The sequence below is a fragment of the Clostridium sp. N3C genome (genome assembly GCF_900095445.1).
Classification (GTDB): domain Bacteria; phylum Bacillota; class Clostridia; order Clostridiales; family Clostridiaceae; genus Clostridium_AU.
Window position 1 is genome coordinate 19910 of sequence record NZ_FMJL01000011.1, and the last position, 22544, is coordinate 42453.

Sequence of the window (22544 nt, forward strand, 5' to 3'; positions counted from 1 at the left end):
TATAATCAATGCTCTGTTATCCTTAGGATGCAGAGTATTTTTTTGCTTTACACTTATATTATTAATGCTATACTATTGATAAATACGGCCTGTTTATGCAAAGGCCTTATTCAAAAATAAGATCAAAAGTTAGGAGTTGATATTAATATGAGAATCGGTATGGGTTACGATGTTCATAGACTGGTAGAGGATAAAGATCTCATTATAGGAGGAGTAAATATTCCCTTTGAAAAGGGCTTATCCGGCCATTCCGACGCTGATGTTTTAGTGCATGCAATTATGGATAGTATTCTTGGTGCTGCAGCTTTAGGAGATATTGGAAAGCACTTCCCAGACACTGATCCTCAGTATAAAGGTATATCTAGCCTCTCCCTTCTGAAGCACGTAGGAACCTTAATCAAAGAAAAAAACTTTGAAATAGTTAATATAGATGCTACAATTATTGCCCAGCGTCCTAAAATGGCTCCTTACATATTAAATATGCGTGAAAATATAGCCAAAACCTTAAATATAGATGTAGATCAAATAAATGTGAAGGCTACCACAGAAGAAGGTTTAGGTTTTACAGGAAATGGAGAAGGCATTTCTTCACAAAGCATTTGCCTTCTAAAGGAAATAGGTTAGCAATTAAAATTCATTCGAACTTGGTAACATAATTAAATCCAGGGGACTTTGCAAAGTCTCCTGGATTTTCATATTTATAATAATATTATATTGTGCTTTTTATATGCTTCTATCATTTCATCAGGCCACATAGAAGCTTGTACTTCTCCTATATGGGCTTTTCTTAAGAAAAACATACATATTCTTGATTGACCTATACCGCCACCTATGGTGTAAGGTAACTCTCCGTTTAAAAGTTTCTTATGAAAATCTAATTCTTTTCTATCAGTACAACCACTAACTTCTAGCTGATAAGCTAAAGCCTCTTCATCTACTCTTATCCCCATAGAAGATAGTTCTAGAGCACACTGCAGTACAGGATACCATAATAATAAATCTCCGTTTAACTTCCAATCATCGTAATCCGGTGACCTACCATCATGTTTTTGACCTGATTTTAATTTATCACCAATTTGCATTATAAACACTGCCCCTTTTTCCTTGGTGATAACTGTTTCCCTTTCCTTTGGACTTAAAGCAGGATACAGATCCTCTAGCTCTTGAGATGTTATAAAGAAAATATCTTCCGGTAATATCTTTTCAATTGCAGGATATAAATCCATTACATAGTCTTCTGTTCTTCTAAAGACATTGTATATTTTTCTTACAACGGACTTTAAGGTATCCAAATTTCTTTCATGTTTATGTATTACCTTTTCCCAGTCCCATTGATCCACGTAAATAGAATGAATATTATCTAATTCTTCATCTCTTCTTATAGCATTCATATCCGTATATAAACCTTCGCCAGGTTCAAAACCATATCTATATAAGGCCATTCTCTTCCACTTAGCTAAAGAATGAACTATTTCTATTTCTCCATCTATATCAAGAGCATCAAAACTTACTGGTCTTTCAGTACCATTAAGATTGTCATTCATACCGGAATTTCTCTTTACAAATAAGGGTGCAGAAACTCTTATTAGATTAAGCTCCTTAGCCAATTCCCTTTCAAAAAAATCTTTGACGTATTTTATAGCTTTTTCTGTTTCCTTTAAACTAAATACACTGCAATAGTTATCAGGAACAGTATATAATTTCTTCTGATGCAATTTATTGCCCCCTTTAAATTTTATATCCTAGTTAAAACCCCTATGATATTTTAACATACAAGTGTAAAAAAAAGCACTAAATTTCTAAAATATTTACTTCTTTAAACCTGTAAGATTATTGATAGTTTCCTTTATTTTATCTAGCTTTTCACTAGCACCTGTAATTACTGTTTCACCACCAGAAGCTTCTTTTACTACCCCATCGGTAATATTAATTATTGTATCCAAGTATCCCATATAGGTATTATGAAAATCATTAAGTCTTTTGCTATGTTCTAGCTTGCTTAGTTGCTCTTTATAATTATGAAGTTTTTGGTTTTCTTCTTTTAAGATTTCTATATCTGCTTTTTCTAATTTATCATCACTTAGAACCTTTGTTATATTACCAACGGAATCTTTTATATCACCTGTCATTGTAGCAATGGTTTTTCCATACTTTATATTTGTTACAAAGGCATTAAATTCATCCACCGGTGACACACCATAAGCAATAATATCTACTAAAGCAATAGCTATCAATATTACAACAATGGTCAAAGCAAATTTAATTGCTTTTTTTACTAATCCTATTACAATTAGTATAAGAGCCAAGACCATTAGGCCTACCATTAAGTAACTTTTATCCATACACATCCCCCTTAATCCAAATTTGGTTATATAATCTTTTGATGTTAAATATATTATATATTAATTAAATTTACTAGAAAACACTATTTTTTAGATACATATGGATTATCCTTAATGTAAAATCTCCAAGGATAAAACCTAGCTTCCTCTGCATAATCTATGTTTATTCTAGTGGTTTTAACTATTTCAAAGTTTTCTCTTTTCTTTTCATCTTGGCCAATATAAAAATCATCTTTACATATATCCATTCCATTATGTTCTCTAGTGATATTTAAGGCAGAGCAAAGTTTAGCAGGACCATTGGTTAAATTCCTTATTTCTCTACTGGTAAGTTCCTCTAAGCTTTTCTTATACCTATTTAAAGCCATGATTTCCATACCATCCATAGGCTCTAGAGCACGAATAAGCACTCCTCTAGGCACATTCACCTTCTCCGTGATGACATTAAAACAATAATGCATACCATATATGAAATATACGTAAATATGTCCTGCTTCACCGTACATCACTTCATTTCTTTCAGTCCTTCGACCTCCATAGGAATGAGCAGCCTTATCCTGCTCTCCCATATAAGCTTCCACCTCTACAATTTTACCTATTAGGAATTTGTCATTTATCTTCCTAACTAGGTACTTGCCTAAAAGTTCTTCCGCCACCTGTAAAGTATCTCTACTGTAAAAACTTCGCTCTAACTTTTTCATAATCTATCTTTCCTTTATTTATTATTTTTCCTAATCTTAAAGTAATATTCTTCTGTATTTTCATCAATAACACTAAAGATATAACCCTGTTCCTTATAATATTCTATAATTGAAGGAAGAGCCTTGCAGGTATTACGGTTATTAGAGTTACAGTGAGCTAATAAGAAAACCCTGTTTTTATCTCCCTTAATCTTCTTTGCATTTTCCAGTAAAGTCTTTACGCTAGCTCCACCTTTTACCCCATCTTCCAAGCTAGCATTCCAGTCATAAACTCTATAGTCTCTTTCATGAAGTTTATTTAAAAGCCGTTGAGACAACATTAAATCACTACCACCTGGAAATCTTATAGCGCCGGTATCAAGGCCTATAACTTCTTCCACCAAGGCCCTTGTTTCATCCATCTCTCTAATAAATTCATCCTGGCTTTTATAAATAGAAGAAAATTTGTGACTATAGGTATGTAAGCCTATACCATGACCTTCCTCATGTATTCTTTTCAATATATGTTCCCTTTCCTTAATTTCCTTACCAACAACAAAAAATGTTGCCTTCACATTATATTCCTTTAATATATCTAAAATATCTTCCGTTATTCCAGGAATGGGTCCATCGTCAAAGGTAAGATATATCACCTTATCACCGCTGTCTTGAAAATTAGAAGCTTTAGCAGAGTAGGATAAATTATTAAATAGAAAAGAAATAATAATCAAAGCCACTATTATTACTTTATCATAAGTTCTATACAATTTCATAGATAGTTCGCCCCCTATATCTTTCTTACAAATTTATATTACCCATCCTATAGGAAAAATTGCACACTCTTCTATGAAATTATCGAAAGTTATATAGACTATTTTTCACTCCAAAAGTGCTTCACAATGTTACTTAATTCAGACGGTGAAGCTACTATTCTGGCATGCTGCCAGTTCTCAGGAAATAAAGGTCTATATTGATAAGATGAAAACCTATCATCTAAAAGCAATACAACCCCTTTATCTTCTAAGGATCTAATTACTCTACCAGCTGCTTGCATAACCTTGTTCATTCCAGGATAGGTATAGGCATAATCATATCCCTTTTGCCCTAGTTCATCGAAATAATCCTTTATTATATCCCTCTCTAAGCATAGCTGAGGAAGTGCTACGCCTACGATAGCTGCTCCAATAAGTCTATCGCCCTTTAAATCTATACCTTCCGAAAATATTCCTCCTAAAACCACAAAGGCTATGAGAGTTTCTTGTGGTTCTTCTACGAAAGATTTCAAAAATTCATCTCTTTCATCTTCATTCATATCTCCCTGCTGAAGCAGTATCTTAAATTCTGAATATTTTTCCACAAAGTAATTATATACATCCAGCATATATTTGTAAGAAGGAAAAAAAATCATATAATTTCCCTTTTTTGCACTTATTAGCCCATATATATATCTAGTAATAATGCCTATACTTCTATCTCGATCCTTATATCTAGTAGAAACTCTATCTGCTATTAATAAGCATTGTCGCTCTCTAGGAAAAGGGGATGGTAATCTCATAAAGTAATCCTCTTCCTTACCACCTAATATATCCTTAAAATAGCTCATAGGCGTCAAGGTAGCTGAAAAAAACACCGCTGCCCTTCCCTTATTTATATTTTGCCTTAAAAGCTTCCCTGGGTGAAGACAAAATAATTTTATAATAAGATCAACACCAGTATCTTCTACATAGGTTATATAATCATCACTATATAGTTCCCAAACCCTAAGAAAAGATAAAACATCAAAGTATAACTGCAATAAATCTTCATGTCCTTCACAGCCCTCATTGTTAGCAAGCCAATCCTCTGATAGCTTAACAAACTTTTTTAACAGAGGATATAAATCCTCTGGCAAAGCCTTTTCTTTACTAAATTTCTTTCCTTCCAGAACCTTTTTCCTTGTAAGAAAGTAGTCGTTAATTTTTCCCAAGCTCTTCGAAATACTATTTTCTATATTCTTCATAAGCTTTTTTAGCTTCAAAAATGTAGCCTTATTTAGTTGTGCCGAATACATTTCCCTAGACCTATCCACCAAATTGTGTGCCTCATCTATAAGAAAAGCATAGTCTCCCCTAGTTTCAAAAAATCTTTTCAAACTTACCCTTGGATCAAAGACATAATTATAATCACAAATAACACAATCAGCCCATAAGGTTAAATCTAGCGAAAATTCAAAGGGACATATGCTATACTTTCTAGCATATGCTTCAATTTTATCTCTAGTTAATTGATTTTCATTTATAAGTATATCCTCTATAGCATCATTAACTCTATCAAAATGTCCACTAGCGTAACTACATTTCTCAGGATTGCAGGCAGATCCCTTGTTAAAGCATATTTTATCCTTTGCAGTAAGGGTAATGGCCTTGAAGCTTAAATTACTCTCTCTCATTTTATTTATAGCTTCTTCTGCTACTTGTCTTGTGATTGTCTTAGCGGTTAAGTAGAATATTTTTGATACATAACCTTCACCCATAGCTTTCACCGCAGGAAAAATGGTAGAAATAGTCTTACCTATCCCCGTTGGTGCTTGAACAAAGATGCTTCTTCCTTCTCTTATAGTCTTATAAACAGAAACCGCTAACTCCCTCTGACCTTTTCTATAGCTAGCAAAGGGGAAGACTAAGGACTTTATGGATAGATTTCTATCGTCAATCCACTGCTCCAATAGGCATGCCCATTTATGATATTTATCTATGATATTTAAAAAATAAGACTCCAATTCATCCATAGAAAAGTTTTTTACAAAGACCTTTACATCTTCATTCTCCACATCACAATAGGTTAACTGAATATCTATATCTACAAGATGCTGCTGCAAACCATAAATATATCCGTAGCACTTAGCCTGAGCCCAATGAAGTTCATTATAATCTTCATGAATCTTTTCTAAAGGCTGACTAGTAGTTTTTATTTCATCTATGGTTATCTTTTTATATAAGCTATTTTCCAAGGGTACAATTATTCCATCCGCTCGACCTTCGATTATATATGAAATTCCTTCCCTTTCAAAGCTATAGGAAAGAAACACCTCTGACATATATTCCATATTCATTTCGGCAAACTTTTTCTTATTAAGCTTTTGAAGCTTTTGATGCAGTCTAGTTCCTTCCACCGCCCTAGAAGAAGTAGTAAATCTAGTATCTAAATCACCGCTTCTTAGGGTAAACTCCACTAAATTTCGAACAGAAATCTTAACACTATGAGCATTATTATTCATCATAATCAACCTTTTTGTCTGTGACTTCTAAAATGTGTTTAGATTTTTACTAATTAAATATACTATATTATATCATACTTATGTAAAAGCAATATAAGTGAGGGGTGATTAATTGAATCTAAGCATAGAAGAATCAACTAAGGAAATCTTAAGAGATGACCTTAAAAAGAAAAATAAATCCGCTGCTAGAATAGTTTTAAGAGGCTTTGGCTGTTCTGGTCCAGCCTTTGGAGTAGTTTTGGATAAGGAAGAGGAAAGGGATGAAGTGCTTATAATAGATGGTATTAAAATAGTGGCAGACAAGGACTTTGCTTCCCTATTAGATGAAGGAAAAATAGTTCATGATAAGGGTCCTTTTGGAATTTATTATACCGTAGAGGGCGGAGCCCATTTAGGCTGCTAGCAAAGAAAATAATACAAAAAGTAAATGCCATTTTACCGACATTTACTTTAGTGTAAGAAACTGTTATCTATTTTCCAATCAAACTATTCACTTTCATATTCTGAAACTATCTTTTGAGCTAACTTTTTAATCGCACTAGCTTGAGCTATTAATGTCATTACCGTTAAAAAAACAAATATTCTCTCTTCATCCTTAGATGATAGGTTGCTTTCCTTAATAAACTTTTGAAGTTTGTTATCATTAAAGTATTCCACCTTAAGAAATTCATCAAAACTATGTTGCTGAATATCTGCAAATATTTTATAAGCATTTTCCCAAGATATTATATCATCACTGCGGTCATTTATTTCATTAAAAGCCAGCCTAAAAACCTTACTAATCTCTTCAGTGGTAAGTACTGGTCTCATATAACTTAACAATACTAGCTGAGCTAAATGGAGCTTTGTATAACCTCTTTTCTTACCATCTTCAGGCTTACTTATAACGCCGCTCTTTATATAATTCTGAACTATATTGTTGGTGTATTTTTCATCAGAAAACTTATCATTTAAATAATCAATAACTTGGGATAAAAACAGATCATATTTAGGTAAATCTTCATATGGAACCAAATTATTTTTAGACACTTCCTCTGCTAGCTGTCTAATACGATTAATATCAAACTTTTTACGTTCCATTTGCTACATCTCCTTTTAAATTGTAAAAGCTATATGCATTTTGCTAATTATATTATACGGTATATATAAACTTATTACAAGTTAAACATTCTATTTATCCATTAAAATATGTTATTAATTATTAATTATTTTTTCTTCTATTTCCTGTAATATGCTTTTCACGTTAAACATAATAATATAGGCTATTATGCTAGCAAAAAACATATAGGCAAAAGAAGGAGCATAATCGGCTAAAAAGAACACAGCAGCTATACCCAATATATTCAGAAGAGTGTTTTTGAACTTTTTCACAATGTAGAAAGCTGATAATTTTAAAACATCTTTTGTTTTCAAATAAAATCTAGATACTATAGGTAAGGCATTTAATGTAATAAGCAAAATTGAAAAAATACAAGCATAGAAAATCGGAACTAAGAAAGAAGCAAGGGAGCTAGTTTTAACAATTCTAATATCTATCAGCAAAACTACTATTATGATAGAAAGTAGAGCCCCTATAGAAAAAGCTTGTTTGAAATTTTCCTTATAAGCTTTAAAATAATTCTTTGTTAAGTTTATATCCCCTTCTCTCACCAGTTTACCCATAACAGAAAGCAAGGCTGTAAATGATGGAGCCACTGGTAAAAGAGCCACAAAAAGCATTATGTAATAAAAAATATTGTCTAGATCTACTTGAATAGCAAATAAAAAAAATATTAGTAATATATTTAATACCATAAAATATATATTTGAGATAACAAACCAACTAAAGTAACACATAGCTACATATATAGGACTTTCTATAATATTCTTCTTAGCCATATGATTTCCTCCAATCATCTATTTATTAAAAATAAAAGCCGTAGATATATAATATACTAACAATAAAAATATGGGAATAGCAAATTTATGAAAGTGGATATATACGCCACTACATATTGTAGAATATTAATTCAGATTAATCAATTCAAATATTTATAAAGCTAAGTATAATTATTTTAAAAAATGTAAATAATTACGAATAGAAATAAAAATTATAATAAGGTCTATATGATATACAGTAAATAAGTTAAAAAGCAAAAAAAGTTAAAAATAAAATTCTCTTTTTTTTACAACTTCATATTATATATAGAGAGAATAAAAATAATAATCTATAAATTTTCCATAATTTATTACTTATATTTTTGCTAGCATATTTTTTAGATCAAATTTTTTTCAAAAATGTATGAGTAATAAAGTAAAAAACAGAGATAAAAACTGATATTTCGACAAATACCTCAAACTTAATCCATATTATTACTATTTTTTAAAATTCATTTTTTTCCATTGCATAATTTTACTTTTTTACATAAATATATAATTAATTTTTGTAAAAATTTTTAAAATATTTTTACAAACCATGTTTTTTCAACGTGTTTAGGGTTTTGTCAAAAAAACATATATTTTGCAAAAAGATATTGACTTTTCAATTATATGGTAGTATATTAATGAATAGAGAAAACTTCATCAAAAAATTAGCAAATCATTTGCAATTTAATGAGGTTAATAAATAAACAGTATTTGACTGTTAATTACATATTTGCTATAATATAATCACAAATACGTCGAAGCATGTAAAAAAGGGAGGAACAAAAATGAAATCAACAGGTGTAGTAAGAAGAGTAGACGAATTAGGAAGAATAGTTATTCCTATAGAATTAAGAAGAACTCTTGATATTGCTGAAAAGGATGCATTAGAAATTTACGTAGATGGAGAGCAGATTATATTAAAGAAATATGAACCAGCTTGTATATTCTGCGGAGATGCAAGAGATGTTATTAACTACAAAGGTAAAAACATTTGTAAGCATTGCTTAGATGATATAAAAAGCGAAAAATAATGTTTCTTTAATATGTTAAGATGTAAAGGTTATAATACCTTTGCATCTTTTTTTATATTTAATTCACCATAAAAAAACCGAAGGATTATACCTTCGGTTTTTACTATCTTACTCTTCTTGCTTCACAGAAATCTTTTCTTGTTAATGGAGATATCTTTACTACATCTCCAGTTTGAGGTGCATGAACATAGGAATTATCTCCTATATATATACCTACGTGATGAGGGGATCCTTTTGTACCAAAGAATACTAGATCTCCTGGTCGAAGATCACTTTTTGATACTGATGTTCCTTCATTAACCTGAGTATAAGTTGTTCTACTCAACCTAATTCCAAAGTGTGCATATACATACTGTACAAAACCGGAACAGTCAAAGCCTGATGGACTAGTACCTCCCCACTTATATGGTACTCCTCTAAAGCTTAAAGCATATTGAACTAGGGCATCGCTTGAATAATTAGCTGAGGAACCACTTCCTCTTGATGAGCTTGAAACAGTACTGATTGTCCTATTTTTTAAATTAGTTATCTGTCTTTCCTTTTCCTTCTTTTGTGCTTCTAACTTACTAATAAGATCATAGTAATAGTTTACCTTTTCATCAAACTCTTTCATCTTAGCTTGATTTTCAGCTAAAATTGCCTGTTGTTCACTCTTAGACTTGTCTAATTCAACCTTTTTCTGTATATTTTCTTCCTTTAATTTTTCTATCTTTGCTTTTTGTAAATCCAAGGCAGCTTTTTGCTCTTCTAGCTCCTTCTTCTGCTCATTCATTTCATTTATTATCTTTTTATCGTAATCAGCTATCTTGTTTACAGCTTCTATTCTTGATATCAAATCTCCTAAACCATTAGATTTTAATATCACGGATATGTATCCATTAGCTCCGCTCTTATATAGAGCTGTCATTCTTTCATCAAGTATTTCTTGCTTTTCTTTTATGTCTGCTTCTTTTTTAATAATTTCATTCTGAGTCTTTTCTATCTCTTCTTTAGTATTTTGTAAATCTCTTTCATTTTCATTTATTTCATTAATAAGAGTTTCGATTTTAGAATCCATCTTCTGTAATTCTGTTTCTAAATTTTCTACCGTTTCTTTAACACTATTATAGGAACTTAAAAATGCATCCCTTTGTGCCTTTGCTTCATTCTGTTGTTGAATTATTTGTTGCTTTTGTTGCTCTAATTCCTCTATAGTATCAGCTAATACAGTTACATTCATTGAAAAAACTAATCCCAGCGATAAAAGTGCTGTAAATATCTTCTTTTTCAAAACACCCCACCCAAACTTATGCTAACTAGCCTAGAGTGGTTCCACCTCCTTTGTGTAATCTTTTTTATATCCAATTGTAATTGTCAACAATTTCATTGTATTTTAAGACAGCTTTTTACCAAATAAATGCTTGTCCTACCACATATCTAATGATATACCATCACAATAAAAAAAGCTACAACAAAATTGTAACTTTTTTTTAAATTTTATAGATTTATTGAATATGAATATATTTCAGACTTAGAAACACCTCTATCTTTAGCCACCTGTTTTACTGCTTCTTTTTTGGTCATTCCTTTTTCCATATAGCTCAAAATATGCTCTTCTATAGTCAAGTTTTCCCACAGTGCCTTTTCTTCCTTTGCAATTTCTTCTTCGCTTTTACCTTCAAGTACAAGTACATATTCCCCTCTAGGAGAATTTGACTCATAATATTTTATAGCTTCACTTAAGTTCAAACGTAGTATTTCTTCATGAAGCTTTGTAAGTTCTCTACAAATAGATATTTTCCTATCTCCAAAGGCCTCCAGTAGAAAACCTAAGGTTTCCTTTAACCTGTGAGGTGCTTCATAGAAAATCAAAGTTTCCTTACGATCTTTTAATTCTTTTGTAAGATTAACCCTCTCCTTATTCTCCCTCGGTATAAAACCTTTAAATATGAAGGAAGTTGTATCTAAACCGGAGCATACTAATGCAGTGGTAAAAGCCGTTGCTCCCGGTAGCACTTCAAAGGACAAACCTTCTTCAATACATTTTTTAACTATTACACTTCCTGGGTCTGAAATTCCCGGTGTACCAGCATCTGTCACTACCGCAATACTTTCACCCTTTTTAAGTCTTTGAATTATATCATCACCTTTTACCATTTCATTATGTTGATGGTAGCTTATTAAAGGTTTCTTAATTTCAAAATGATTTAATAGTTTTAATGTTTGTCTAGTATCCTCCGCTGCTACCAAATCTACACTTTTCAAAACCTCCAAGGCTCTCAAAGTAATATCTTTCAAATTACCAATAGGAGTAGGAACCATATATAATTTACCTTCCGACACAAGCTCACCTTCTTCCGTATATTTCATTTATTTCATCGCTATAGCCACCCTCATCTTTATAAACGTAAAGAGGTGGATGCCATTTTAAGAAAGCTCCTCCATCACGCTGTCCTTCTACCAAAACAATGTTTGGTGCTTTTTTAGTATTAGGATGAACCATTCTAATAGCTTTAGGTTCAATTTTATATTTTCTCATAAGACAGAGAATATCAGCAATTCTCTCTGGACGATGTACCATGTATAAGCGTCCATTATCCTTTAGCAATATTCGACTAGCCTTAATTACATCTTCTAAGGTAGCCAAAATTTCATGTCTAGCTATAGCATTTTTATCTTCAGGATTTACTATACCTGAACCCTTTAGCTTATAGGGAGGATTTACTGTTACTACATCCGCCTTTTCCATAGACTTTAGAAGTTTTTCATCCTTTAAATCTCCTGCTAAAAAATCAAGCCGTTCCTCTAACTTATTATATTTAACACTCCTTAAAGCCATTTCCACCATATCTTCTTGTATTTCTAATCCTGTTATCTTGGCTGCTTCTGTCTTACCTGCTAGTATTAAGGGTATTATTCCTGTTCCAGAGCATAAATCTATTACCTTCATACCTCTCTTTACTCTAGCAAAGTTAGCTAGCAGCACTGCATCCACTCCAAATCTGAAGCCCTCTTTTTTTTGAATTATATGTAGACCTTTCAGCTGTAAATCATCCAAAGTTTCATCTTCTTTAATCCACTTTTCCATTATATCACTCTTTCAATTTTTCAATACAAAATAAAAAGTGATATGAAAAAACATATCACTAAAAATATAATATACTATTTTATTTCCTATTTCAATTTATATTCAAATATTACATCACTACCAGCGGTAACATTTTTGCCTATGTTAAAGGAAGTAAAAGTTACCATATCATGATTAGTTATCAAAACCGGCGTCACTAAGGAACAGTTTCTTGAAGTAATATATTCTCTATCTACCTTTAATATGGGATCACCAGCCTTTACTCTCTGCCCTTCTTCCACTAATCTTTTGAATCCCTCTCCTCCAAGAGATATAGTGTCCAAGCCAATATGAACTAAAACTTCAATATCGTTGTCCAAAAGCATTCCAAAGGCATGATTAGTTTTAAATATTAAACTAATCTCACCATCTGCAGGAGCCACTACAATATCATCAGTGGCATCAATAGCTACTCCTTCTCCAACCATTCTATCTGCAAAGATATCATCAGGTACCTCTGATAAATCTATAACTTTTCCACTGACTGGCGCAACAAGCTTAAAGCCCCTTTTTAGAAAGTCCAACATAAAATGCTCCTCCCATTTTACATAAATAAACTAAATATAAAGTCATTATAAGTCTGCTAACATATCTTGTCAATCTTCAGTCCCTATAGATATAGCTGTCCTCTGGCTTTTCTATAGGAGTTAAGCTTTCTATCATAAGCATAGGCCCTTTTTCTGCTTCTTTCACCTGCAGTTTCCCCCTTATTTCTACCCACTGCCCATTATAAAGTAACGGAGTATCTTTATACTTACATCTTATACCTATGACCTCCATATCTGCTGCACAGCAAGAAACAACCATTCTTGATAATATGAAACTTTCACTTTCGCCTTTTTCTTTCACCACAAACCCCTTAATTCTTACAATTTCCTCCTGATACTTTTCTTGATTTTTATATAGCTCCTTAAAGGTAGTAAAAAAGTTTTCATTACTTACAACTAATTCTCCATTTCTTCTTATTATTTCTCCATCACCATGACTGTGACTATGTTTATGATCATGGTGATGTTCACTAACTTCTTCATCTGCCATAAGAGCCTTATAAAATTCCATGTTTATTCCCCTATTAATAACTGCTCTTTCAGTTAAACCAGAAGGTTTTATAATCATATATATAATAACCGGTATAAGAAATAAAAAATATCCATACCTTACTTTTTCCTCCTCAGCTTCACTGAAGATATTAACAATATTGTAGATTAGCATAATGCCAATTGATATAGCTCCAAAGATAGAATACTTAATCATGTCCGGATGAATAAAGTTATTAATTTCCCCACTATATATAATTTTTATAAAAGTATAAAAGAGCAGTAATAGCACAATAGACCATAGGGCAGTATCAATATTAAAAGTCCTTTTCATCTTATCACCTCCTATAGTCCCAAGCCAAGCATAGGCAAAAGTAGTGCAATAAGAAAACATACAGCAAAGATTACAAAAATAAGCTTTATTATAAAGTTCAATTTAAAATTTGATAATAGCATAATGGTGTTTTTTATGTCTATCATAGGACCAAATATTAAAAAAGCCATTACAGAGCTGCCGGTAAATTGATTAAAAAAGGTTCTAGCAATAAAGGCATCGGTCTCGGAGCATATGGATAATACAAAGGCTAGTAGCATCATCATTAATATAGAGGATACTCGTCCACTGCCTAATTTTAAAATAACATGCCTCGGTATCATCCCTTGAAAAAGAGAAGATAATAAAGCTCCTAATATAAAGAATCGACCTATTTCATAAAACTCTTCGCTAACATGACCTACTATAACTTTTATTGTACTTTCCTTCTTATGATTACCATGGTGATGACTATGTCCACAACAGCAATGATGATCATGATGACTTTTTTCTTCTTTTAGCGGATTCTTATCTGTAAGCTCTTGCATCAAATAGCCAATAATAATAGAGCATACTATTCCTAAAGCAAACCTCAAAACTGCTATGTATGAATGACCTAAAAAGGCATAGTATGTAGACATAAATACTATAGGATTAACTATAGGTACTGCTGTCATAAAGGTTATGGCCATACCTATAGGCATGCCCTTTTTTACAAGCCTCCGAACAATAGGCACCATAGCACATTCACAAACGGGGAAAAAGACACCGGCCACCGCCATAACTAGCAAGGATAATATTTTACTTTTAGACTTAAAACTACTTATTTTCTCCTCGGATATCTTCAATTGAATTAATGAAGATACTAGTGCTCCTAAAATTAAAAAAGGAAATCCTTCAAGTATTAAACTCATAAATATTGTAGAAAAATTTTTTAGTTGATCCATTATTACCCCTCTTATCAATTAATAAAGAATCTTGTCCATAATAGTGTATGAGGATTCTTTCCATTTAAGTATTTCTTTACAGCAAAAAAACTTGCAAAATACACATTTTGAGGTATACTTAAAATTAAGCTATAAACGGAAAGGATGGTACTTTAGCATGGAAAATATATTAGTAAAGGAGTTGTATAGAAACACCTCCCAATACCTAGATAAAATCATAACAGTATCAGGATGGGTAAGGACTCTTAGAGCTTCTAATGCTTTTGGTTTTATTGAATTAAATGATGGAAGTTTCCTTAAAAATATACAGATAGTTTTCGATCAGAATCTAGATAATTTTAAAGAAATATCAAAGGTAAATGTAAGCGCTTCTTTAAGGGTTACAGGAAAGTTAATAGCTACTCCTCAGGCAAAGCAACCTTTTGAAATTCAAGCTTCTGAAGTAGTTATTGAAGGTCAATCTTCTCCTGATTATCCTCTTCAAAAGAAGAGACATAGCTTTGAATTCCTTAGAGAAATCGCTCATCTAAGACCTAGAAGCAACACCTTTTCAGCAGTGTTTAGAGTTCGTTCCTTAGCAGCTTTTGCTATCCACAAGTTCTTCCAGGAAAGAGGCTTTATTTATACCCATACTCCAATAATAACTGGTAGCGACTGTGAAGGTGCTGGTGAAATGTTTAGAGTAACCACCATGGATTTTGACAACCCTCCTAGAAAAGAAGATGGAAGCATTGATTTCTCAGAAGATTTCTTCGGCAAGGAAACTAACCTAACTGTAAGCGGTCAATTAGCAGCAGAAGCCTATGCTTTAGCTTTTAGAAATGTATATACTTTTGGTCCTACTTTCAGAGCTGAAAATTCAAACACTACAAGACACGCAGCAGAATTCTGGATGATAGAGCCAGAAATTGCTTTTGCAGATCTTGAAGATGACATGCGTTTAGCAGAAGACATGATTAAGTATATCATCAATTATGTAATGGAAAATGCTCCAGAGGAAATGGAGTTCTTTAACAACTTTATAGATAAGGAATTACTAGATAGATTAAACAATGTAGTTTCTTCAGATTTTGCAAGAATAACTTATACTGAAGCTATTGAATTATTGCAGAAATCCGGTGAGAATTTCACCTATCCTGTAAAATGGGGTTGTGACCTTCAAACAGAACATGAAAGATATATTACAGAAAAAGTATTTAAAAAGCCTGTTTTCGTAACAGACTATCCAAAGGAAATAAAGGCCTTTTATATGAGATTAAATGACGATAACAAGACTGTAGCCGCTATGGACCTTCTTGTTCCAGGTGTTGGTGAAATAATAGGCGGAAGCCAAAGAGAAGAAAGATTAGATATGTTAGAAAAGAGAATTGATGAACTAGGCCTTAAGAAAGAAGATTACTGGTGGTATCTAGAGCTTAGAAAATATGGTGGCACCAAGCATGCCGGCTTTGGTTTAGGTTTTGAAAGAATAATAATGTACATTACTGGTATGGGCAACATAAGAGACGTTATACCTTTCCCAAGAACAACAAAAAATGCATTGTTCTAGAATTTAGCTATTGGAGCTTAAGCTTCAATAGCTTTTTTATCTTTTATCTTCACTATTTATCTTTGTTTAAAAAAGTGTTAATGACACCTAAAGAAGGTTGTCCATCAACACTTTTCTTAAACATAGCTATATATTTAAAGTTATATATTTTGATACAGAAATCTATCTACTGCCTATTGCTCTGGATTATTGCCAGCATTTGTACTTTTTGTAGCCTTTGCTTCTTCATTTCCACTGGCTTTTGTCCCTTCTTCACTTTTCTTTTGCTCATCCTGCTGGCCTTCTTTCTTCTCCTGCGTTGTAGTTAGTTCTTCTGGCTTGTCAGGAGGTATATTCATTATTACAAAAAGCTCTTCAAATAGTTTTTTGGCTGCAGGTACTGCGGTAGAAGATGCATAATAATTAGATGAATCCGGATCGTCTACTGTTACTATTAAAGTAACCTTAGGATTATCAACGGGAGCCATACCTGCAAAGGATGATACATATCTACCAGTTAAATACCTTCCGTTTTCAGCCTTACTAGCGGTTCCTGTCTTACCAGCAATGCTATATCCCGGTATAATTGTAGCCTTAGAAGTTCCCTCTAATACAACCTTCTCCATATATTTTCTTTGCTCAGCAGCCTTTTCCTTGGAAAGGACTGTCCTCATGGCTAGGTTATCATAGGTCTTATCTACTATTTTATTGCCATCCCTATAATAGTAAACTTCCTTCATAACATGAGGTCTTATCCAAGTTCCACCATTGGCAACAGCGTTAAAGGCAGCCAAATATTGAACTTGATTTACTGCAATTCCATGACCATAGGATGTTGTTGCAAATTCTACTGGTCCCATATTTTGCAAGCTTGTTACTAATCCATCAGATTCTCCTGGTAAATCTACACCACTTTTTTGACTGAATCCCATAAGCTGAATATAATTATATAGATTTTCTTTACCAATTTTTTCAGCTAACTGAATAAAGCCAACATTACATGAATTTTTTATTATGTCTGAAATATCCTCATATCCGTGTCCCTCTCGTTTATCACAGTATAGCGTTGTACCTCCTATAGTTATGCTGCCACTGCAATAAAATTCTTTTCCTCCTTGAAGGGCATTATTGTATAAGCCTGCTGCTGCAGTTATAACCTTAAAAATAGAACCAGGTTCAAAAACATTAGTTACTGCTCTGTTTTTCCACATCTCTAGAATCTCTTCCTTTGTTTCAGCTCCTGTGTTAGGATTGTTAGGATCATAACTTGGATAATTGGTCAAAGCTAAAATTTCGCCAGTATCAGGATCCATTATTGTAATGCTAACAGAATGGGACTTAGTCTCTTCATAGGTTTCTTTGGCAACTCTCTCCGCTAGCTCTTGAATTCTCTCATCTATGGTAAGCATGAGATTTTTTCCGTCTACCGGTTCTATAACAGTGGATTCAGTATAGGGTAAGCTATTATTTGCTGCATCTGTTTCCACCACTTTTACTCCTGGAATACCTGTAAGAACATCATTATAACTAAGTTCTACTCCCGTTACCGGATCTCCATTCATATTTATATGGCCTAAAACATGGGAAAGGAAGGACCCATTAGTATAATATCTCTTTACATCATCAGATATTATTATGCCTTCCAGCTTTAAAGCCTTTACCGCATCTACAACACTTTTTTCTACTTTTCTTTTTAAAGATACAAATTGAGAAGGCTTACCCTCGGCATCTGTGGTACTCATTATCTTTTCCATTTCAGAAAGATCCATTTCCAGCGCACTGGCTAAATCCCTTGTTACATCAGCCTCCGATAAATTTTTCTTTTTAATATATTTTTTTAAGGTTTTTAAGTCTGCATCTATTCTGAAAACCTTAATACTAATAGCTAGTTCAGAACCATTTCTATCAACAATTGTGCCTCTTTGTGGAGCTATTTCAATAGTCTTAGTATGCCTTTGTAAGGCCTTAAGCTTTAAATCTACATTTCCTTCAAAGGCCATTAAATATATTAACCTACCTATAAGGGAAATAAATACTACAGAAAAAATTAAAGCAACAATTAACATCCTACTTTTCTTAATCAACTTTTTCCTCTTTTTCAAGGTTACTCTCACCCCATTTTTGTTTATACAAAATTAAATGCTTGTCCTCTTTTTTCTATAAGTAATTATACCATAATGCTACTAAATTTCGATGCAAATTGATAGTCCAAATTATACCACTATAAAATATTTACAAAAAAATATTGATGAACAAGGGACATCTTGATCATCAATATTTTCTAATTTATGTATTAAAAGCTTATAATTAAATCATCTTAATAGTCTAAAGTTATCACATCACCAGAAACCATGCTCTTTTTTACATCTATTATTCTTTGGTTACTAGAACCTCTAAATCTTAGTCCTTCTACTTTATTTTCTATTTGAAACTTTCCATCTACCAATACATTGATGTTATCTAAAAGTTCCTTCCACCCTTTGTGCTTATGAGAGTTTTCTATTATGTATTCAAAGGTATATCCGGTATAACACCAAATATTTAGACCTTTACTTTTTAATTTTGAAGCTATGTAAGCAAATTTATCCGCTTGCTCTAGTGGGTCTCCTCCACTAAAGGTTACTCCCCTTAACATAGGATTTTGTAAAATATCTTTTACTAAATCATCAGCAGCAAATTCTTTACCTCCATCAAAGCAATGAGTATCTGGATTAAAGCAACCTTTGCAATTATGTTTACATCCTTGTGAAAAAAGCACTCTTCTTATACCTGGTCCATTTACTAAACTTTCATAAGCTATTCCAGAAAGCCTAACATATACCCTTTCTTCCATAACATTCTCCTTCTTATTTTTATACGTAGTTATGTTTTTTAGAAGTATGTGATATTCTATCAGCTTTCTCTGCAGATTTACCTGGTCCAAATCTTTCGTCTAAGCTTAAGTAACCTGTTACTCTAGATACACCCTGTAAATTATGACTTCCGCACTTTGGACATTTGCTCTGTCCTATATGTAAGTGAGTTCCACAGTCCTTGCAGTATCTTATATGGAAGTTGATCCCTAAATAGCTGATATTAGTACACTTATAAGCATAATTTAATATATCCATAATAACTTCTTCTGAAGGAGTATCATCTAATTCCAAGTAAGAAATATGACCACCATTACATAGCTTATGGTATGGTGCTTCTATATCTATTTTATCCTTTATAGATATAGGGAAGCCTACAGGGATATGATAGCTGTTTGTATAATAATCTTTATCTGTAACTCCTTCTATTATACCAAAGACTTTTTTATCCTGCATAATAAACCTTCCACTTAAACCTTCTGCTGGTGTTGCATAGGTGCTCCAGTTTAATTTATCTTTCTTAGTCATTTCATTTGTAAAGTTTCTTATATGACTAATTATCTTTAAACCTAATTCTCTTGCCTCTGTGTCCTGTCCATGGTGTTTACCTGTCAAGGCAGTTAAAGTTTCTGCCAATCCTATAAATCCTATTCCCCAAGTTCCTTGTCTTAAAATTGGTTCTATAGAATCTTCCGGCTGAAGATTTTCTGATCCTTTAAGTAAACCTTGACCTGCAACGAAAGGTAAATCTTTTACTTTTAAATTCTTTAATACATTATATCTATGTAGTAAAGCTTCTCTAGTTAAAGCTAATCTATTATCCAGTAATTCAAAAAATTTGTCTATATCGCCCTTAGCTAAAATTCCTAATCTAGGTAAGTTGATAGTTGCTGGAGCTATGTTTCCTCTACCCTTTGTTCCTGGTTCTCCATTTATGTTTGATATAATATAGGTTCTACAGCCCATAGTTGCAGGTATGATGCCTCTATCAAAATATTCTTTATTAAAGTCCGCATCCATATTCATAAAGGTAGGATTCATTCGCTTTGCTGCCACTCTGCAGGCAAGCTTAAACAAATAGTGATATGGATCTCCTGGCTCTCTGTTAACTCCAGCTTTTACTCTAAAAATTATATTAGGAAATATAGGTTGTTCACCTTTTCCTAGTCCCTTTTCATATTCTAAAAGGAATATTTCACAAATTAACGCTGCATCCTCAGAATTAGGTATACCAATATTTATTGAGCTAAAAGGCACTTGGGAACCTGCTCTTGAGTGCATAGTGTTTAAATTGTAAACAATACCCTGCATAGCCTGGGAAATAGTCCTTTTTAATTTTTTATCTATTACCGCATCAATTTGATCCTGACTAAGTCCTAATTCCTCTAATTCTTTCCTTATTTCTGCTCTGGTGGGTCCTACAAAGGCAGCTAAATCATTGTCAAAATCCGGATGGGACTGACCTCCAAACATATCGTTCTGAGTGGATTGTAATAGTATACAGGATAATTCTGCCGCAGATTCTATTCTTTTAGGCTTATTTATAGTACCATAACCTGTATTAAATCCTCTTTCTAAGACCTCTTTTGTAGGAATATGTAAGCAATTTATAGTAAGATTATAAGAATCTAAGTCATGATAATATATATCACCGTTTTCATGAGCTTTGGCTAAATGCTTAGGCATTGTTGCAAGATTGTGCCACTTATTAGATTCACTGGCAATTCTCAATAGTTTTGAACTGAAATTATTTCCTACATTAGCATTATCTCTGTCTGTTTCAACACCGATTCTTCCAATAGCTTTCATTAAGTCGGATTTAATTTCTCTTATCTTTGTTCTCTCTTTTCTATAATTTGAGTAAGAATTACCTATTTCGTGGTAACCATTTTCAAACAATGTCTTTTCCACTAAATTTTGAATATCTTCCACAGTTATATAATCAAAGCCCAAAGACTCTATTTTTTTTATAACCTTTTGAGTTAATTCTATTGCCTCACTTTCTTTCAAATTAAAGGTAATCTCTTGTGCTGCACCTTTAATAGCTTCAGTGATTTTGACGGAATTAAAAGAGTCCTTTCTACCGTCCCTCTTCACAACATGTAGCATTTATACGACCCCCATTACACAATATATTGTACCACGCTATTATACTCCTATTAGATATTATTATCAATTATTAAATATTCCTTTCCATCTGATAATTCTCTATTACTTCAATTCACCTTTATTTTTTTTCATTTCTTTTTCTTTTTCTCTTGTTGACATATATTAATTTATTTATTTGGTATAACCACTATAGGATATATAGTATAATATTGTAGTTAATTCCTTTTTTGTATTAATAATCCAAAGAGGATTCTGCTAAATAAATAATAAGATGAAGGTGGTTAAATAATTATGTATGGCAAAAATCCAAGAAAAAGAAACATGGGAAAAAGACTTTTAGGTACAATATGCCTCCTTCTTGTTGGCTCTGCAATCGGTTATGCTACCTTTAATAGAGAAAATCCAAAAATAAATGCAAATCTACCCAAAACAGAACAGCAAGAAGGAGAAGACTCAATTAATAAGAATAAAGAAGCTGTAGAACCGGTAGATGTAAGCCCAACAGAGCAGTATATATCTCCTTATACAGGGCTTCAAGTTACAAAAGAGATTTATAATAACATACCTTTCATGGTTATAGTAGAAAACTCTAAACCTGCCAGACCTCAGTCCGGCCTATCAGAAGCAGATATTGTTTATGAAACCATGGCTGAAGGTGGTATACCTAGATTTATAGCCTTATTTCATTCCAATAGCCCTAAAGAGATAGGTCCGGTAAGAAGTGCCCGCCCTTATTTTTTAACCATAGCAAAGGAATATGATCTTCCTTTTGGTCATTGTGGTGGCAGTCCTGCTGCTTTAGAATCTATTGAAAAGGAAAAGCTTATGAGCATGAATGAATTTGCCTATGGAGGATACTATTGGAGAGACAATTCAAGAAAAGCACCTCACAACCTATATACTTCTGCTGATAAACTTAGAAGGTTAATAATGAACAAAAAATATACAAAACCAGCTATTGCTTCCTTAAAATTTAATAAGAGCTACTGGGACAAAGATCTTAGCCCTGCTAAAAAAGTAAGCATGAAACTCAGTACATACTACAGTACATCTTATGAATTTAAGGATAATCTGTATTATAAATATATGGATAATGAAGCTTCAACAGATAGACCTACTGGTGCCAATATAACTGCTTCAAACATTGTAGTGCAACTCACTGATATAAAAACTCTCAGTGACGGTCGTCTTGAAATAAAGCTTCTAGGTCAAGGTAAAGGTTATGTGATAAGTGCTGGCAAATACATTGAGATTAGTTGGCTAAAGGCTGATGAAAACTCTCCTACTATTTTGAAGGATTCTGAAGGAAATATTGTAAGCCTTTCCCCAGGAAATACCTGGTGGCATATAGCAGATAGTAAATTGCAAATTAACTTTCAATAATCCCTTTATGAAATAATTCCAGGAATAATTGTGTTACATTAAATGCACAATAATT

General features: G+C 32.5%; 21 protein-coding genes. 5 read left to right on the top strand and 16 right to left on the bottom strand.

Annotation, left to right across the window (positions count from 1 at the left end; genetic code table 11):
* The first annotated feature begins 147 nt into the window (after positions 1–147).
* Positions 148–624: a 2-C-methyl-D-erythritol 2,4-cyclodiphosphate synthase gene (gene ispF / locus N3C_RS05140; RefSeq protein WP_074364992.1), complete on the top strand. Its 477-nt coding sequence runs from the start codon at positions 148–150 to the stop codon at positions 622–624.
* Positions 625–698: 74 nt separating this feature from the next.
* Here ispF and asnA read toward each other — a convergent pair whose 3' ends face one another.
* From asnA to N3C_RS05165, 5 genes are all read right to left on the bottom strand, one after another.
* The gene (gene asnA / locus N3C_RS05145; protein ID WP_074364993.1) at positions 699–1715 is read right to left on the bottom strand and encodes an aspartate--ammonia ligase; all 1017 of its coding nucleotides are present in this window, start codon (positions 1713–1715) and stop codon (positions 699–701) included.
* A gap of 93 nt (positions 1716–1808) precedes the next feature.
* Positions 1809–2342, bottom strand: coding sequence for a hypothetical protein (locus tag N3C_RS05150; RefSeq protein WP_074364994.1), 534 nt, complete (start codon positions 2340–2342; stop codon positions 1809–1811).
* Positions 2343–2425: 83 nt separating this feature from the next.
* Complete coding sequence (locus N3C_RS05155) at positions 2426–3043, bottom strand: DNA-3-methyladenine glycosylase (RefSeq protein ID WP_074364995.1); 618 nt, start codon at positions 3041–3043, stop codon at positions 2426–2428.
* 14 nt (positions 3044–3057) lie between these two features.
* On the bottom strand, positions 3058–3795 hold the full coding sequence (locus tag N3C_RS05160; protein ID WP_074364996.1) for a polysaccharide deacetylase family protein: 738 nt from the start codon (positions 3793–3795) through the stop codon (positions 3058–3060).
* A 98-nt stretch (positions 3796–3893) separates the two neighbouring features.
* The gene (locus tag N3C_RS05165) at positions 3894–6278 is read right to left on the bottom strand and encodes an ATP-dependent DNA helicase (protein WP_074364997.1); all 2385 of its coding nucleotides are present in this window, start codon (positions 6276–6278) and stop codon (positions 3894–3896) included.
* A gap of 112 nt (positions 6279–6390) precedes the next feature.
* Between N3C_RS05165 and N3C_RS05170 the strand changes: the two genes are divergently transcribed.
* The gene (locus N3C_RS05170) at positions 6391–6681 is read left to right on the top strand and encodes an iron-sulfur cluster assembly accessory protein (RefSeq protein ID WP_074364998.1); all 291 of its coding nucleotides are present in this window, start codon (positions 6391–6393) and stop codon (positions 6679–6681) included.
* An 83-nt stretch (positions 6682–6764) separates the two neighbouring features.
* Here the strand turns inward: N3C_RS05170 and N3C_RS05175 are convergent, their stop codons facing one another.
* Both N3C_RS05175 and N3C_RS05180 read right to left on the bottom strand, forming a co-directional pair.
* Positions 6765–7358, bottom strand: a complete 594-nt coding sequence (locus N3C_RS05175; protein ID WP_074364999.1) for a DUF1836 domain-containing protein — start codon at positions 7356–7358, stop codon at positions 6765–6767.
* Positions 7359–7472: 114 nt separating this feature from the next.
* On the bottom strand, positions 7473–8156 hold the full coding sequence (locus N3C_RS05180) for a DUF624 domain-containing protein (protein WP_074365000.1): 684 nt from the start codon (positions 8154–8156) through the stop codon (positions 7473–7475).
* An 812-nt stretch (positions 8157–8968) separates the two neighbouring features.
* Between N3C_RS05180 and N3C_RS05185 the strand changes: the two genes are divergently transcribed.
* The gene (locus tag N3C_RS05185; protein WP_074365001.1) at positions 8969–9214 is read left to right on the top strand and encodes an AbrB/MazE/SpoVT family DNA-binding domain-containing protein; all 246 of its coding nucleotides are present in this window, start codon (positions 8969–8971) and stop codon (positions 9212–9214) included.
* Between the two features lie 103 nt (positions 9215–9317).
* On the opposite strand, the gene N3C_RS05190 is transcribed toward N3C_RS05185, so the two are convergent.
* The 6 genes from N3C_RS05190 to N3C_RS05215 all read right to left on the bottom strand — a co-directional run bounded on the left by N3C_RS05190 (position 9318) and on the right by N3C_RS05215 (position 14617).
* Positions 9318–10484 (bottom strand): C40 family peptidase, encoded by a 1167-nt coding sequence (locus N3C_RS05190; RefSeq protein ID WP_074365002.1) that lies wholly within the window; start codon positions 10482–10484, stop codon positions 9318–9320.
* A gap of 206 nt (positions 10485–10690) precedes the next feature.
* Positions 10691–11563, bottom strand: coding sequence for a 16S rRNA (cytidine(1402)-2'-O)-methyltransferase (gene rsmI / locus N3C_RS05195; RefSeq protein ID WP_074365003.1), 873 nt, complete (start codon positions 11561–11563; stop codon positions 10691–10693).
* On the bottom strand, positions 11541–12281 hold the full coding sequence (locus N3C_RS05200; protein WP_074365004.1) for a tRNA1(Val) (adenine(37)-N6)-methyltransferase: 741 nt from the start codon (positions 12279–12281) through the stop codon (positions 11541–11543). The genes rsmI and N3C_RS05200 overlap by 23 nt, the downstream gene beginning before the upstream one ends.
* Before the next feature lie 86 nt (positions 12282–12367).
* The gene (locus N3C_RS05205; protein WP_074365005.1) at positions 12368–12847 is read right to left on the bottom strand and encodes a PTS sugar transporter subunit IIA; all 480 of its coding nucleotides are present in this window, start codon (positions 12845–12847) and stop codon (positions 12368–12370) included.
* Positions 12848–12923: 76 nt separating this feature from the next.
* Complete coding sequence (locus tag N3C_RS05210) at positions 12924–13691, bottom strand: TIGR03943 family putative permease subunit (protein WP_074365006.1); 768 nt, start codon at positions 13689–13691, stop codon at positions 12924–12926.
* 11 nt (positions 13692–13702) lie between these two features.
* The gene (locus tag N3C_RS05215; RefSeq protein WP_074365007.1) at positions 13703–14617 is read right to left on the bottom strand and encodes a permease; all 915 of its coding nucleotides are present in this window, start codon (positions 14615–14617) and stop codon (positions 13703–13705) included.
* Between the two features lie 157 nt (positions 14618–14774).
* On the opposite strand from N3C_RS05215, the gene asnS reads away from it, so the two are divergent.
* Positions 14775–16166 carry an asparagine--tRNA ligase gene (gene asnS / locus N3C_RS05220; protein WP_074365008.1) on the top strand — a complete coding sequence of 464 codons (1392 nt, stop codon included), beginning with the start codon at positions 14775–14777 and terminating at the stop codon, positions 16164–16166.
* Between the two features lie 173 nt (positions 16167–16339).
* On the opposite strand, the gene N3C_RS05225 is transcribed toward asnS, so the two are convergent.
* The 3 genes from N3C_RS05225 to nrdD all read right to left on the bottom strand — a co-directional run bounded on the left by N3C_RS05225 (position 16340) and on the right by nrdD (position 21106).
* Complete coding sequence (locus N3C_RS05225; protein ID WP_178377771.1) at positions 16340–18247, bottom strand: peptidoglycan D,D-transpeptidase FtsI family protein; 1908 nt, start codon at positions 18245–18247, stop codon at positions 16340–16342.
* Positions 18248–18462: 215 nt separating this feature from the next.
* On the bottom strand, positions 18463–18978 hold the full coding sequence (gene nrdG / locus N3C_RS05230; protein ID WP_074365010.1) for an anaerobic ribonucleoside-triphosphate reductase activating protein: 516 nt from the start codon (positions 18976–18978) through the stop codon (positions 18463–18465).
* Between the two features lie 19 nt (positions 18979–18997).
* Positions 18998–21106, bottom strand: coding sequence for an anaerobic ribonucleoside-triphosphate reductase (gene nrdD, locus N3C_RS05235; protein ID WP_074365011.1), 2109 nt, complete (start codon positions 21104–21106; stop codon positions 18998–19000).
* Positions 21107–21397: 291 nt separating this feature from the next.
* On the opposite strand from nrdD, the gene N3C_RS05240 reads away from it, so the two are divergent.
* Positions 21398–22489: a DUF3048 domain-containing protein gene (locus tag N3C_RS05240; RefSeq protein WP_074365012.1), complete on the top strand. Its 1092-nt coding sequence runs from the start codon at positions 21398–21400 to the stop codon at positions 22487–22489.
* Positions 22490–22544: the final 55 nt, after the last annotated feature.

Excerpts from the sequence above, each read along its gene's own strand:
- asnS (WP_074365008.1), top strand. The coding sequence starts at position 14,775 with ATGGAAAATATATTAGTAAAGGAGTTGTATAGAAACACCTCCCAATAC.
- N3C_RS05160 (WP_074364996.1), bottom strand. The coding sequence starts at position 3,795 with ATGAAATTGTATAGAACTTATGATAAAGTAATAATAGTGGCTTTGATT.
- N3C_RS05150 (WP_074364994.1), bottom strand. The coding sequence starts at position 2,342 with ATGGATAAAAGTTACTTAATGGTAGGCCTAATGGTCTTGGCTCTTATA.
- nrdG (WP_074365010.1), bottom strand. The coding sequence starts at position 18,978 with ATGGAAGAAAGGGTATATGTTAGGCTTTCTGGAATAGCTTATGAAAGT.
- N3C_RS05175 (WP_074364999.1), bottom strand. The coding sequence starts at position 7,358 with ATGGAACGTAAAAAGTTTGATATTAATCGTATTAGACAGCTAGCAGAG.
- N3C_RS05210 (WP_074365006.1), bottom strand. The coding sequence starts at position 13,691 with ATGAAAAGGACTTTTAATATTGATACTGCCCTATGGTCTATTGTGCTA.
- ispF (WP_074364992.1), top strand. The coding sequence starts at position 148 with ATGAGAATCGGTATGGGTTACGATGTTCATAGACTGGTAGAGGATAAA.
- N3C_RS05165 (WP_074364997.1), bottom strand. The coding sequence starts at position 6,278 with ATGAATAATAATGCTCATAGTGTTAAGATTTCTGTTCGAAATTTAGTG.
- N3C_RS05185 (WP_074365001.1), top strand. The coding sequence starts at position 8,969 with ATGAAATCAACAGGTGTAGTAAGAAGAGTAGACGAATTAGGAAGAATA.
- rsmI (WP_074365003.1), bottom strand. The coding sequence starts at position 11,563 with ATGAAATATACGGAAGAAGGTGAGCTTGTGTCGGAAGGTAAATTATAT.
- N3C_RS05155 (WP_074364995.1), bottom strand. The coding sequence starts at position 3,043 with ATGAAAAAGTTAGAGCGAAGTTTTTACAGTAGAGATACTTTACAGGTG.
- N3C_RS05200 (WP_074365004.1), bottom strand. The coding sequence starts at position 12,281 with ATGGAAAAGTGGATTAAAGAAGATGAAACTTTGGATGATTTACAGCTG.
- N3C_RS05240 (WP_074365012.1), top strand. The coding sequence starts at position 21,398 with ATGTATGGCAAAAATCCAAGAAAAAGAAACATGGGAAAAAGACTTTTA.
- nrdD (WP_074365011.1), bottom strand. The coding sequence starts at position 21,106 with ATGCTACATGTTGTGAAGAGGGACGGTAGAAAGGACTCTTTTAATTCC.
- N3C_RS05180 (WP_074365000.1), bottom strand. The coding sequence starts at position 8,156 with ATGGCTAAGAAGAATATTATAGAAAGTCCTATATATGTAGCTATGTGT.
- N3C_RS05215 (WP_074365007.1), bottom strand. The coding sequence starts at position 14,617 with ATGGATCAACTAAAAAATTTTTCTACAATATTTATGAGTTTAATACTT.
- N3C_RS05205 (WP_074365005.1), bottom strand. The coding sequence starts at position 12,847 with ATGTTGGACTTTCTAAAAAGGGGCTTTAAGCTTGTTGCGCCAGTCAGT.